This is a genomic window from Sphingomonas sp. EC-HK361 (assembly GCF_902498785.1).
Taxonomy (GTDB): domain Bacteria; phylum Pseudomonadota; class Alphaproteobacteria; order Sphingomonadales; family Sphingomonadaceae; genus Sphingomonas.
Genome location: NZ_LR701494.1, coordinates 1,160,614 through 1,173,078 on the forward strand (window position 1 = coordinate 1,160,614; position 12,465 = coordinate 1,173,078).

Genomic DNA, 12,465 nt, shown 5'->3' on the forward strand with positions numbered 1-12,465 from the left:
GCGTCGCTCACCGGCTCAGGCTTCCGGGTCTTCCAGGCTGTAGCCGAGGCCGCGGATCGTGGTGATGACGTCCTGACCCAGTTTCTTGCGGATGCGCGTCACGAACACCTCGATCGTGTTTGAATCTCGATCGAAATCCTGATCGTAGATATGCTCGATCAGCTCGGTGCGGCTGACGACCTTGCCCTTGTGATGAAGCAGGTAGCTCAGCAGCTTATATTCCTGCGCGGTCAGCTTCACCGGCTCACCGCCGCGCGAGACCTTGCCCGACCGCGTGTCGAGGCGGACATCGCCGGCGGTGAGCTCGGAAGACGCGTTGCCCGAAGCGCGGCGGATCAGCGCGCGCAGACGGGCGATCAGTTCCTCGGTCTGGAAGGGCTTGGCGACATAATCATCGGCGCCGGCGTCCAGCCCGGCGACCTTGTCGGACCAACTGTCGCGCGCGGTCAGGACCAGCACCGGTGTGACCTTGCCCTCCTTGCGCCAGCGGTCGAGCACGGTCAGCCCGTCAATCTCGGGGAGGCCGAGATCGAGCACGATCGCATCGTAATTCTCGGTAGACCCAAGGAAGTGCCCCTCCTCGCCATCGGTCGCGAGATCGATCGCATAGCCCGCGCCTTCGAGGGTGTTCTTCAGCTGCTGGCCGAGGTTCGGCTCGTCCTCGACGATCAGAACGCGCATGTCAGTCCCCTTGTGGAAATGGCGTGGATTGGCGTCATTCGGGACCTAACGCCCCGTGCGCCCCAGGATTTGCCCCGAACGCCCGTCGACATCGACCCAGATGACGGACCCATCGCGCAGGAACTTCAGCGTGTAAATGCTCGTCGAGCTATCGAAGTCGAAGCCGAGATACTGCGCATCCTTCATCGTCGGCACCACGCGCCGCTCGATCTCGCGAAGCGGCAGCATCCGCCCCTCGCGGGTCGCCTGCCACGCCTCCATGCGATCACCGCCGCGCCGCTGGTCGGGCGCGGGCGCGTTGGCGACGAGGCCGAGAAAAATCAAAGGGAGGAGCATCTTCACGGGTGTTGCATGGACGACAAGGGTTGAACAGCCTGTGAATGTGCGCGTCAGCCGCGCGACACCCTTGCCCGTCACCGCCGCGCCGCCTAGGTCGCGTTCGATCATGGCCGCACCAATCCTCGCCTGCGAAGGCCTGGGCCTAAACCAGGGCCCGGCCTGGCTCTTCCGCAATCTCGACCTCGCCATCGGCCAGCGCGATCGGCTCGCGCTGATCGGCCGCAATGGTGCGGGCAAGACGACGCTGCTGAAGCTTATCGCAGGGCGGATCGAGCCCGACGAAGGACGGCGCGCGATCGTGCCCGGCACCCGCGTGATCCTGCTGGAACAGGACCCATCGGTCGCGGGCCACGCGACGCTTGCCGACTATGTGCTGGCGGGCGACGACGCGCCGCTCGCCCATGAGGCGGAGGCGATCGCGGACCAGCTCGGCATCGATCTCACCCGCGAGGCGGCGTCGGCATCGGGTGGCGAGCGTCGCCGCGCCGCGATCGTCCGCGCGCTCGCGCAGGATCCCGATATCCTGCTGCTCGACGAGCCGACCAACCATCTCGACATCACCGCGATCGAGTGGCTGGAGGATTGGCTCTCGCGCTTTCGCGGCGCGTTCGTCGTCATCAGCCATGACCGGACCTTCCTGACCCGCCTGACCAAAAGCACGCTGTGGCTCGACCGCGGGGCGATCCGCCGTGCCGAAGTGGGTTTCGGTGGATTTGAGGCGTGGACCGAGCAGGTCGCCGCCGAGGAAGAACGCCAGGCGCAGCGGCTCGACGCGAAGCTGAAGATCGAAGAGCACTGGCTGCTGCGCGGCGTCACGGGTCGCAGACGTCGCAACCAGGGTCGCCTCACGAAACTCAAGGAAATGCGCGCCGTCCGCGCGGCGATGGTCGGCCAGCAGGGGGCCGCCGCGCTGACCATCGCGGCCGACGACACCAAGACGAAGGTGGTGATCGATGCCGAGCATGTCACCAAGGCTTATGGCGCCGGAAGCGCTCAACGCACGATCATCCGCGACCTCACACTCCGCGTCACGCGCCGCGACCGGATCGGCATCGTCGGCAGCAACGGCGCGGGCAAGACGACGCTGCTGAAGCTGCTGACCGGCGAGATCGAACCCGATGCGGGGCGGATCAAGCGCGCGAAGACGCTCGACGGTATCGTCATCGATCAGCAGCGCAGCCTGATGGCGCCCGAAAAGCGTGTTCGCGAAGTGTTGGCTGACGGCGGCGACTGGATCGACGTGCAGGGCGCGCGCAAGCACGTCCACGGCTATCTCAAGGAGTTTCTCTTCGATCCGTCGATCGCGGAGGCGAAGATCGGCACGCTGTCGGGCGGCGAACGATCGCGGCTGCTTTTGGCGCGCGAGTTCGCCCGGCCGTCCAATCTGCTGGTGCTCGACGAGCCGACCAACGATCTCGATCTCGAAACGCTCGACCTGCTGCAGGAAGTGATCGCGGATTACGAGGGCACGGTGCTGATCGTCAGCCATGATCGCGACTTCCTCGATCGCACCGTCACCCTGACGCTTGGGCTCGATGGATCGGGGACGGTCGATATCGTTGTCGGCGGGTATGAGGATTGGGAGCGGCAGCGCGCGCAGCGCACCGCGCCCGCCAAGCGCCCTGCGACGAAGGCGCCGCCACCGCCACCACCCACCACCCCGACCCGCGCGAAACTCAGCTACAAGGATCAGCGCGATTACGATCTGCTGCCCAAGCGGATCGAGGAATTCGACGCCGCCATCGCGCGCGACGAGGCTGCTCTGCACGATCCCGGCCTCTACGCCCGCGATCCCGCCGCCTTCGACCGGCTGAGCGCAGCAATCGCGAAGGTGCGCGCGGACAAGGAGACGGCGGAGATGCGCTGGCTGGAACTGGCAGAGCAGGTCGAGGCGCTGGGGTAGACAGCGCGGGAAGCCTAGGCCCTCGGCAGCACGATCCTCGCGATCAAGCCGGGCGCGTTGTCGTCAAGTTCGAAGCGCCCGTCGTGCAGCCGGGCCACCGCCTCGACCAGCGCCATGCCGAGCCCCGCTCCCGGCTTGGACCGCGCCAAGTCGAGCCGGCCGAAGCGCTTGAGCGCCTGCGCCCGATCCGCCTCTGCAATGCCCGGGCCGCGATCCTCGACCTGGATGCAGACCGCGCGCGCGGTCTCCGCCAGCCGCAGCGTGATCGCGCCGCCCGCACCGTGGCGGATCGCATTGTCGATCAGGTTAGTGACCGCCTGGGTCAGCAGTTCGCGGTGGATCGGCCGCGGCGCCGGCTCAGCATCCAGCGCCACCGAAAAGTCGATTCCCGCATCTTCGGCAACGGGTTCGTAGAGCTCGCCGATCTCCTCGACAAGTTCCGCGGGCGCCACCGCGATGAAACGGTCGCGGGTCACCTGCTCGGCGCGGCTGATCTCGATCACCATCGTCAACATCCGCATGACGATGTCGGTTTCGGTCAGCAGCCCGCTCAGCGCCGCCTCGCGCCCCTGCGGATCGGCGATGAGCACCGCATTTTCGGTCTTCGTGCGCAGCCGCGTGAGCGGCGAGCGCAAGTCGTGCGCAAGGCTGTCGGTGACGACGCGCAGTTCCGCCATCAGCCGCTCCACCTTGTCGAGCATCGCATTGAGGCGTGCTGACAGCCGGTCGAAGGCATCGCCCCGCCCCCCCATCAGGATCGGCACGCGCGGGGACAAATCCCCCGCCTCGACCGCCTCGACGACGCCGGCGATCCGCACGAGCCGGGTCGCGACGTAGCGCGACACCACAAGCCCGCCGATGATGCCGAGGGCGAGCGATACGAGCACCGCGACCGCCAGCGCCCGCTCGACCGCGCGCTGTTCCTGCTCGACCACCGCGAGCAGACGGCCGTAGAGCAGCCAATATGGCCCGACGCGGCGGATGGTGTAGCCCGCATCGTGCTGGCCCCAGGGCTGCTCGTTGCCGAGCGTGCCGATGTGGAAGGCGACCGGCTCCAGCGGCCGGCGGGTCAAAGCCGAGGGGCCTGTTCCGGTCAGCCGGCGACCGTCCGGGCTCAGCAGTTCGGCGATCAGGGTGGTGTCGCCCGATCCATGCGCATCGTCGATCGCCGCGCGCAGCGCGACGACGCCGCTGGTGCGATACACGCCCTGCAGCGCGTCGGCCTGCTCGATCGCATCGCGGCGGATGCCCGCGATCGCGTCGTCATGCGTCTGCTTCCAGACGAAGAGGATGACGGCGAAGTTCGATACCAGCGCCAGCGCGATCGTGAGGAGCGCGATGCGCGCGGTAACCGACAGCCGCATTCAGGCTCCTAGGCTTCGGCGGCGAGCCTGTAGCCGGCGCCGCGCACGGTGTGGAGAATGGGGGTGGGATATCCCTCCTCCAGCTTGCGGCGCAAGCGGCCGATATGAACGTCGACCACGTTCGAGCCCGGATCGAAATGATAGTTCCAGATTTTTTCCAGCATCATCGTCCGGGTCACGACCTGCCCCGCATGACGCGCGAGGTATTCGAGCAGCGAAAATTCCCGCGACCCCAGCGGGATGCTGCGCCCGGCCCGCATCACGGATCGGGCGAGCAGGTCGATTTCCAGATCGCCGACCTCAAGCCGCGTCTTCTGCGGCTCGGCTGCCGCACGATCGGTGCGGCGGGTCAGCGCTTCGATCCGCGCGGAAAGCTCGGCGAAGGAGAACGGCTTGCACAGATAGTCGTCGGCGCCGGCGCGCAGGCCATCGACGCGGTTATCGACGCTGGCGAGCGCGGAGAGGATCAGCACCGGTGTCGCCAGCCCCGCGGCGCGAATCGCGCTAACCATCGCCAGCCCGTCCAGCCCCGGCACCATCCGGTCGGCGATGATGAGATCGAAAATCCCTTCGCTGGCGAGGAACAGGCCGTCGCGCCCGTCGGCGCACGCCTCGACGGCATAGCCAGCCTCGACCAGCCCCTTTTGCAGGTAGGTCTGGGTGGCGGCATCATCCTCGACAATCAGGATCTTGCGGCTCATCGGCGTCTCCGTTCCCGGCCTATATAGGAAAGCCGGCGGGAAGCGAACTTCCCGCCGGCCCCACGGCACCCCCGGGAGTGTCGGGCACCGATCTCGGTTCTGGCCTTGGCGTTCCATTGGGCGATCGCCGGCGCGGAACGTGGGCTGAAGCTCAATTGCGATGGACCTGTCATCCGTCGTTGAAGCGGAAATACACGCTCGCCGCGGTCAAAGCGGTGAAGCCGACATGACAAATGCGTCATGGGCGTGGATTGGCGAAATCCTCCCCTGGAAGGGGAGGTGGCAGCGCGTAGCGCTGACGGAGGGGTATCGCCCTTTCGATAGCGCGACACCCCTCCACCAGCCTACGGCTGGTCCCCCTCCCCTTCCAGGGGAGGATTATTCTCGCGCTTAACCCATCGCCCCCAGGATCGCATCGATCGCGGCGCTGACATGCGCGATGTCGGCCATGCCGTCGACGCGCCGCACAAGACCGCGCGCTTCATAGATCGGCAGGATCGGCGCGGTCTTGGCACGGTATTCGGCCATGCGGGTGCGCACCGTCTCCGCATTATCGTCCGGACGGCGCTTGAATTCGGTCGAACCGCAGACGTCGCAAACGCCGGCGACCCTGGGCTTCTTGAAGGTGTCGTGATACCCCGCGCCGCACTTCGCGCAGGTATAGCGCCCGACGATGCGCTCGATCAGCTGCGCCTCGTCGACCTCGAGCTCGATCACGAAATCGAGCGTGCGGCCGCGTGTCGACAGAATATCGTCGAGCGCGTGCGCCTGTGCAGCGGTGCGGGGATAGCCGTCGAAGATCACGCCCGTGGTCAGCGGCAGCGCGTCGAGTGCTTCGCCGATGATCCCCGAGACGATCTCGTCCGAGACGAGCTCGCCTGCGTCCATCACCGCCTTGGCCTTCAGCCCGACCGCAGTGCCCGCCTTGACCGCGGCACGCAGCATGTCGCCGGTCGACAGCTGGATCATGCCGCGCGTTTCGACGAGCTGGCTCGCCTGCGTGCCCTTGCCCGCCCCCGGCGGCCCAAGCAGGATGATGTTCACCGCGAACGCACTCCCATTCGTCCGTTTCTATTTTACCGGAGACGTCCGCCCTTGAGCTTGGCCTTCTTGATGAGATCACCATACTGGTGCGCCAGCAGATGCGACTGGATCTGCGTGACCGTGTCCATCGTCACGTTCACGACGATCAGCAGGCTCGTGCCGCCGAGGTAGAACGGAATCTGCAGCGCCGTCACCAGATATTCGGGCAGCAGGCAGATGATCGTCAGATACGCGGCACCGATGACGGTGATGCGGGTCAGCACGTAATCGAAATACTGCTCGGTGTTCTTGCCCGGACGGATGCCGGGGATGAACCCGCCGTGCCGCTTCAAATTCTCCGCCGTTTCCTCGGGGTTGAAGACGACCGCGGTGTAGAAGAACGAGAAGAAGATGATGCCAGCACCATAGAGCGCCATATACACCGGCGAGCCGTGCTGGAGATACTGGTTCAGGCTGATGATGAAATCGCCCCACGCGCTCTCGCCCGCGACACGCTGACCGGCGAACTGGCTGATCGTGAGCGGCATCAGCAGCAGCGACGAGGCGAAGATCGGCGGGATGACGCCGGCGGTGTTGATCTTGAGCGGCAGGTGGCTGCGATCCGCCTGCATGCCGCGCTGCGTCTGGCGCTTGGGATATTGAATCAGGATGCGGCGCTGCGCACGCTCCATGAAGCAGATGAAGAGGACGAGGAACGCGACCGCAACGACGATGCCGATCAGCCGCACCGCATCGACGCTGCCCGAACGGCCGCCTTCCAGAAGATTGACAAGCGTCGTGGGCAGATGCGCGACGATGCCGGCCATGATGATGAGCGAGACGCCGTTGCCGATCCCGCGGCTGGTGATCTGTTCGCCCAGCCACATCAGGAACATCGTGCCGCCGATAAGGCTGACGACCGCGCCGATGCGGAACAGCATCCCCGGCTCGATCACCGCCTGGACGCCCTGATTGGCGCCCAGCGCCTCCAGCCCGACCGCGATGAAATAGCCCTGCACCGCGGTCAGTGCGACGGTGCCGTAACGCGTATACTGGTTGAGCCGTTTGCGGCCGCTCTCGCCTTCCTTCTTGATCGCGGCGAGCTGCGGCGACAGCGACGTCGCGAGCTGCACGACAATCGAGGCGGTGATATAGGGCATCACGCCGAGCGCGATCAGCGACATTCGGCTGAGCGAGCCGCCCGAGAAGGTGTTGAAGAAATCGAGCACGCCGCCTTGGGTCTGCTGCGACAGCAGGCCGAGTGCGGTGGGATCGATCCCCGGCAGCGGCACGTAGCTGAGCATCCGGAACACGATCAGCGCGCCGATCGTGAACCACAACCGCTTCTTGAGGTCGGTCGCCTGCGCGAATTTCGACAGGCTGATGCTTTGCGCCATCTGGTCGGCTGCGGATGCCATGCGTTCAAACGTCCTAGGAAACAAAAACGGCGGGAAGACGTTTTACCGCCCCCGCCGCCATATAGTCACGCTTGGTGGCTTGTCTAACCCGCCAGAGCGTTTTCTACCCCGGTGAAGACCAGGACCAGTCGCGGGCGGCCCGCTACCGGAACCCGGCCTTCGCCGGGGTGCAAAGCTTCAAGCCTTGAACGCGGCCTTTTTCGCCTGGCGTTCCTTGTACATCACACCCTTCTTGGCAGCGGCCTTCTCGGCGGCGGGGACGACATGAATCACGTCGACCTTGCCGCCAGCCTTCTCGACCGCCTCGATCGCGCCCTTCGACGCGCCGGCCACCGAGAACGACAGCACCGTCGTCAGCTCGCCCTTGGCGAGCAGGCGGACGCCGTCCTTGCCGCCACGCGCAAGGCCAGCGGCCTTCAGCGCATCATGGTCGAGCGTCGCGTTCTTTTCGATCTTGCCGGCATCGACCGCCTTCTGGATCGCGCCCAGGTTCACTTCGGCATAATCCTTAGCGAAGATGTTGTTGAAGCCGCGCTTCGGCAGACGCATGTGGAGCGGCATCTGGCCGCCTTCGAAGCCGGCGATGGACACGCCCTCGCGGCTCTTCTGACCCTTCTGGCCGCGGCCGGCGGTCTTGCCCTTGCCCGAGCCGATGCCGCGTCCGACGCGCATCTTGGACTTGCGGGCACCTGCATTGTCGCGGAGTTCGTTGAGCTTCATGATTTGCACTCGCTTTCGCTTTTGTCGCGCTGATGGAAAAGAGAAGGGGGCCGGTTAGCCCCCCTCCCCATATTTGTCACGTGGAAGTATGCCGGACCTCAGTCCTGCACTTCCACCATGTGCTGCACCTTGCGGATCATGCCGCGCACCTCGGGGGTGTCCTGCAATTCCGAGACGCGGTGCATCTTGTTGAGGCCAAGGCCGATCAGAGTCGCGCGCTGATCGCTGGTGCGGCGGATCGGCGAACCGGTCTGCTTGATCTTGATGGTCGCCATGTCGCTTACTCCGTGACGGCCGCGGCGTCAGCCTCGGCGGTCTGCGACCCACCGCGGCCGAGCAGATCGGCGATCTTCTTGCCACGACGCTGCGCCACCGCTTTCGGCGAAGTCTGGTCGCCCAGAGCCTCGAAGGTGGCGCGGATCATGTTGTAGGGGTTGGACGTGCCGACCGACTTGGTCACCACATCGGCAACGCCGAGCGATTCGAACACGGCGCGCATCGGGCCGCCCGCGATGATGCCGGTGCCCTGCGGCGCCGAGCGTAGCGTCACGCGGCCGGCACCGAAGTGGCCGTTGCCGTCGTGATGCAGCGTGCGGCCATCCTTCAGCGGCACGCGGACCATCGCCTTCTTCGCAGCCGCAGTGGCCTTGGAAATGGCCTCCGGCACTTCGCGCGCCTTGCCGTGACCGAAGCCGACGCGACCCTTGCCGTCGCCAACGACGACGAGTGCTGCGAAGCCGAAACGCTTGCCGCCCTTCACCGTCTTCGAGACGCGGTTGATGTGGACGAGCTTTTCGATCAGCTCCTCGCCACCATCGTCCGTGCCGGGGCCGCCACGACCACGACCGTCGCGACCGCGACCGCCGTCACGGCCACCGCGATTGCCGCCCGGGCCGCCACGACCGCGACCACCGCCGCCACCGGGACCGCCACGACCGCGACCGCCGCCGCCGGGACCGCCCTGGCCCTGATAGCCGGACTGCTGCGGTGCTGCTTCGGGGGCTGCTGCTTCGGCGACGGGCGCCTCGGCCTGGTTGTTCTCGTCAGCCATGTCTTAGAACTCCAATCCGGCTTCGCGCGCGGCTTCGGCCAGCGCCTTCACGCGGCCGTGGAACAGGAAACCACCGCGGTCGAACACCACCTGGGTGACGCCGGCAGCCTTTGCGGCTTCCGCCACGCGCTTGCCGACCGCCGATGCCGCATCGACGTTCGACGTCGCGCCGTCGTGACCCTGCAGCGTCGATGCCGAAGCCAGCGTCGTGCCGGCGGCATCGTCGATCACCTGCGCGTAGATGTGCTTGCCCGAACGGTGCACCGACAGACGCGGACGCGTGCCGGCCCGCGCGCGGAGCGCAGTGCGGTTGCGGCGGCGCCGCTTCTCGAAGAGAGACAGTCCCTTGGTCATCACTTCTTCTTCCCTTCCTTGCGGAAGATATATTCGCCGTCGTACTTGATGCCCTTGCCCTTATAGGGCTCCGGCTTGCGCCAGCGGCGGATCTCGGCGGCCAGCTGGCCGACCTTCTGCTTGTCCGCACCGCTGATCTCGACGGTGGTCTGGTCGGGCGTCTTGACCTCGAGACCTTCCGGAATCTCGATATCGACGTCGTGGCTGTAGCCGAGCTGAAGCTTCAGCTTGCGACCCTGGGCGGCGGCGCGGTAGCCGACGCCGGTAATCAGCAGCTTCTTGGTGAAACCATCGGTCACGCCGGTGACCAGGTTCTGCACCATCGTGCGCTGCATGCCCCAGAAGGCGCGTGCCTGCTTCGTCTCGTTGGCCGGCTGCACCGAAATGCCGCCATCCTCCAGCGTGTAGGTGATCTCGTCGCGCAGCGCGAGGTTCAGGGTGCCCTTGGGACCCTTGACGCTCAGCTGCTTGCCCTCGATCGTCGCGGTCACGCCCGAAGGCACGGTGACCGGCTTCTTGCCGATGCGGCTCATCAGAACACCTCCGCCAGCACTTCGCCACCGACATTCTGCTCGCGCGCTTCCGCGTCCGAGAGAACGCCGCGAGGCGTGGAGACAATCGTGATGCCAAGGCCGTTGCGGACGCGCGGAAGATCCTGCGAACCCGAATAGATACGGCGGCCCGGCTTCGAAACGCGCGCGACATGCTTGATCGCCGGCTGGCCCTCGAAATACTTCAGCTCGATGCGGATGCCGGGCACGGGGCCCATCTGCTCGTCGCTGTAGCCACGGATATAGCCCTCGCGCTGCAGCACGTCGAGCACGCGGGCGCGCAGCTTCGACGCAGGCGTCAGGACGGAGTCCTTTTTCGCGCGCTGGCCGTTGCGGATGCGGGTGAGCAGGTCACCCAGGGGATCGGTCACTGCCATCTCTTGATCCTTACCAGCTCGACTTCGTGACGCCCGGGATCAGGCCCTTGTTGGCCAGATCGCGCAGCTGCACGCGGCAGAGGCGGAACTTGCGGTAATAGGCGCGCGGACGGCCCGTCAGCTCGCAGCGGTTGCGGATGCGCGTCGGGTTCGCGTTGCGGGGCAGTTCGGCCATCTTAAGCCGCGCGATGAGACGCTCGGTCTCGTCAAGCGACGTGTCGTTGGCCTGGGCCTTCAGCTTCGCAAGCTTGGGCGCATATTGCGCGACCAGCTTCTTGCGACGCTCATTCTTGTTCACCGAACTCAGTTTCGCCATGGACTTAAGCTCTCTTCTTCCAATTCGAACACAGGTGGCTCACGCCGCCTTCTTCTCTTCTTCGGTTTCCTCGATCGGGAACGGGAAGCCGAACAGGCGAAGAAGCTCGCGCGCCTCGTCGTCGGTCTTCGCGGTCGTCGCGACGATCACATCCATGCCGCGCACCTTGTCGATGCGGTCATAGTTGATTTCGGGGAACACGATCTGCTCCTTCAGGCCGCAGGCATAGTTGCCACGGCCATCGAACGACTTCGGGTTGAGGCCACGAAAGTCGCGGACGCGCGGCAGCGCGATCGTGATGAAGCGGTCGAGGAACTCGTACATCCGCTCGCGGCGAAGGGTGACCTTCACGCCGATCGGCATGCCCTCACGCAGCTTGAACTGCGCGATCGACTTCTTCGCCTTGGTGACGACCGGCTTCTGTCCGGCGATCAGCTCCATTTCCGACGCGGCCTGATCGACGCGCTTCTTGTCCTGGGTCGCCTCACCGACGCCCATGTTGAGCACGATCTTCTCGATCCGCGGCACTTCGAGCGCGTTCTTGTAACCGAACTTTTCGGTCATCGCCTTGACGATTCGCTCGTCATACATCTGCCGCATGCGCGGCGTGTAGGCGGCGGCGTTCTTCTCAGCCATCGATCTTGTCTCCGGTCTTGACGGCCACGCGGACCTTCTTGCCGTCCTTGGTCTCGAAACGGACGCGGGTCGGCTTGCCGTCCGCGGTCACGTGCGCGACCTTCGAAATGTGCAGCGGCGCCTCGACGCGCTTCAGCCCGCCCTGCGGATCGGCCTGGCTCGGCTTGCTGTGGCGGGTCGCGATGTTCACGCCCTCGACCACGACCTTGCCGTCCTTCGGCATCGCGATGGTGACGGTGCCGGTCTTGCCCTTGTCCTTGCCGGACAGGACGATGACCTTGTCGCCCTTCTTGATCTTGGCAGCGGCCATTACAGAACCTCCGGAGCCAGCGAGATGATCTTCATGTGCTTCTTGCCGCGAAGCTCGCGAACGACGGGTCCAAAGATACGGGTGCCGATCGGCTCCTCGTTCTTGTTGACCAGCACCGCCGCGTTCGAATCGAAACGGATCACCGAGCCATCCGCGCGGCGGATGTCCTTGCGGGTCCGCACGATCACCGCGCGGTGAACGTCGCCCTTCTTCACGCGGCCACGCGGCTGCGCCTCCTTGATGCTGACGACGATGATGTCGCCAACGCCTGCCGTGCGGCGCTTGGACCCGCCAAGCACCTTGATGCACTGCACCCGCTTCGCGCCGCTGTTGTCAGCGACGTCGAGATTGGACTGCATCTGGATCATCGATCCGGTTCCTTCTCAACTGGGGTGGATTTCTGACCCAGCCCCGCCTTGGTTAAAACTTACGCCGAAGCGGCTTCTTCGCCCGCCAGGTCGACCCGTTCCGGCGTCGCATGAGTGTTCACGCGATCGACGACCTTCCAGGTCTTCAGCTTGGAGATCGGTGCGGTCTCTTCGATCCGCACGGTTTCGCCCTGCTTGTACTCGTTCGCCTCGTCATGGGCGTGGTACTTCTTCGAGCGGCGGATGATCTTGCCGTAGAGCGCGTGGCGAACCTTGCGCTCCACGTTCACGACCACCGTCTTGTCGCCCTTGTCCGAGACGATCAGCCCGGTCAGCACGCGCTTTGGCATGTG

The 12,465-nt window shown here is 65.6% G+C and carries 18 protein-coding genes; 1 reads left to right on the forward strand and 17 read right to left on the reverse strand.

Annotation, left to right across the window (positions count from 1 at the left end):
- Positions 1-15: 15 nt before the first annotated feature.
- Together BOS5A_RS12850 and BOS5A_RS12855 are read right to left on the reverse strand one after the other, a co-directional pair.
- Positions 16-681 carry a response regulator transcription factor gene (locus tag BOS5A_RS12850; RefSeq protein WP_151955476.1) on the reverse strand — a complete coding sequence of 222 codons (666 nt, stop codon included), beginning with the start codon at positions 679-681 and terminating at the stop codon, positions 16-18.
- Between the two features lie 45 nt (positions 682-726).
- Complete coding sequence (locus tag BOS5A_RS12855; RefSeq protein ID WP_442800517.1) at positions 727-1,128, reverse strand: hypothetical protein; 402 nt, start codon at positions 1,126-1,128, stop codon at positions 727-729.
- On the opposite strand from BOS5A_RS12855, the gene BOS5A_RS12860 reads away from it, so the two are divergent.
- Positions 1,127-2,923, forward strand: coding sequence for an ABC-F family ATP-binding cassette domain-containing protein (locus BOS5A_RS12860; RefSeq protein ID WP_151955477.1), 1,797 nt, complete (start codon positions 1,127-1,129; stop codon positions 2,921-2,923). The two genes, BOS5A_RS12855 and BOS5A_RS12860, sit on opposite strands and share 2 nt — an antisense overlap.
- A 14-nt stretch (positions 2,924-2,937) precedes the next feature.
- On the opposite strand, the gene BOS5A_RS12865 is transcribed toward BOS5A_RS12860, so the two are convergent.
- The 15 genes from BOS5A_RS12865 to rpsQ all read right to left on the reverse strand — a co-directional run bounded on the left by BOS5A_RS12865 (position 2,938) and on the right by rpsQ (position 12,462).
- Positions 2,938-4,287, reverse strand: coding sequence for a sensor histidine kinase (locus tag BOS5A_RS12865; RefSeq protein ID WP_151955478.1), 1,350 nt, complete (start codon positions 4,285-4,287; stop codon positions 2,938-2,940).
- An 8-nt stretch (positions 4,288-4,295) separates the two neighbouring features.
- On the reverse strand, positions 4,296-4,988 hold the full coding sequence (locus tag BOS5A_RS12870; RefSeq protein WP_151955479.1) for a winged helix-turn-helix domain-containing protein: 693 nt from the start codon (positions 4,986-4,988) through the stop codon (positions 4,296-4,298).
- 390 nt (positions 4,989-5,378) lie between these two features.
- Complete coding sequence (locus BOS5A_RS12875) at positions 5,379-6,032, reverse strand: adenylate kinase (protein ID WP_151955480.1); 654 nt, start codon at positions 6,030-6,032, stop codon at positions 5,379-5,381.
- Between the two features lie 32 nt (positions 6,033-6,064).
- Entirely contained in the window at positions 6,065-7,429 is a 1,365-nt protein-coding gene (gene secY, locus BOS5A_RS12880; protein ID WP_151955481.1) for a preprotein translocase subunit SecY, read from the reverse strand.
- Positions 7,430-7,606: 177 nt separating this feature from the next.
- Positions 7,607-8,149 (reverse strand): 50S ribosomal protein L15, encoded by a 543-nt coding sequence (gene rplO / locus BOS5A_RS12885; RefSeq protein ID WP_151955482.1) that lies wholly within the window; start codon positions 8,147-8,149, stop codon positions 7,607-7,609.
- Positions 8,150-8,247: 98 nt separating this feature from the next.
- Positions 8,248-8,424: a 50S ribosomal protein L30 gene (gene rpmD, locus BOS5A_RS12890; RefSeq protein WP_151955483.1), complete on the reverse strand. Its 177-nt coding sequence runs from the start codon at positions 8,422-8,424 to the stop codon at positions 8,248-8,250.
- Between the two features lie 5 nt (positions 8,425-8,429).
- The gene (gene rpsE / locus BOS5A_RS12895) at positions 8,430-9,200 is read right to left on the reverse strand and encodes a 30S ribosomal protein S5 (protein WP_151955484.1); all 771 of its coding nucleotides are present in this window, start codon (positions 9,198-9,200) and stop codon (positions 8,430-8,432) included.
- 3 nt (positions 9,201-9,203) lie between these two features.
- Positions 9,204-9,554, reverse strand: coding sequence for a 50S ribosomal protein L18 (gene rplR / locus BOS5A_RS12900; RefSeq protein WP_151955485.1), 351 nt, complete (start codon positions 9,552-9,554; stop codon positions 9,204-9,206).
- Complete coding sequence (rplF, locus tag BOS5A_RS12905; RefSeq protein ID WP_151955486.1) at positions 9,554-10,087, reverse strand: 50S ribosomal protein L6; 534 nt, start codon at positions 10,085-10,087, stop codon at positions 9,554-9,556. Before rplF ends, rplR begins: the two co-directional genes overlap by 1 nt.
- The gene (gene rpsH, locus BOS5A_RS12910; RefSeq protein WP_151955487.1) at positions 10,087-10,482 is read right to left on the reverse strand and encodes a 30S ribosomal protein S8; all 396 of its coding nucleotides are present in this window, start codon (positions 10,480-10,482) and stop codon (positions 10,087-10,089) included. The genes rplF and rpsH overlap by 1 nt, the downstream gene beginning before the upstream one ends.
- Positions 10,483-10,492: 10 nt before the next feature.
- A complete protein-coding gene (rpsN, locus tag BOS5A_RS12915; protein ID WP_151955488.1) occupies positions 10,493-10,798 on the reverse strand; it encodes a 30S ribosomal protein S14 in 306 nt (101 codons plus the stop codon).
- A gap of 39 nt (positions 10,799-10,837) precedes the next feature.
- Positions 10,838-11,434 carry a 50S ribosomal protein L5 gene (rplE, locus tag BOS5A_RS12920; protein ID WP_199857365.1) on the reverse strand — a complete coding sequence of 199 codons (597 nt, stop codon included), beginning with the start codon at positions 11,432-11,434 and terminating at the stop codon, positions 10,838-10,840.
- On the reverse strand, positions 11,427-11,744 hold the full coding sequence (rplX, locus tag BOS5A_RS12925) for a 50S ribosomal protein L24 (protein ID WP_151955489.1): 318 nt from the start codon (positions 11,742-11,744) through the stop codon (positions 11,427-11,429). The genes rplE and rplX overlap by 8 nt, the downstream gene beginning before the upstream one ends.
- Positions 11,744-12,112 carry a 50S ribosomal protein L14 gene (rplN, locus tag BOS5A_RS12930; protein ID WP_151955490.1) on the reverse strand — a complete coding sequence of 123 codons (369 nt, stop codon included), beginning with the start codon at positions 12,110-12,112 and terminating at the stop codon, positions 11,744-11,746. Before rplN ends, rplX begins: the two co-directional genes overlap by 1 nt.
- Positions 12,113-12,171: 59 nt before the next feature.
- Positions 12,172-12,462: a 30S ribosomal protein S17 gene (gene rpsQ, locus BOS5A_RS12935; protein WP_151955491.1), complete on the reverse strand. Its 291-nt coding sequence runs from the start codon at positions 12,460-12,462 to the stop codon at positions 12,172-12,174.
- Positions 12,463-12,465 lie beyond the last annotated feature (3 nt).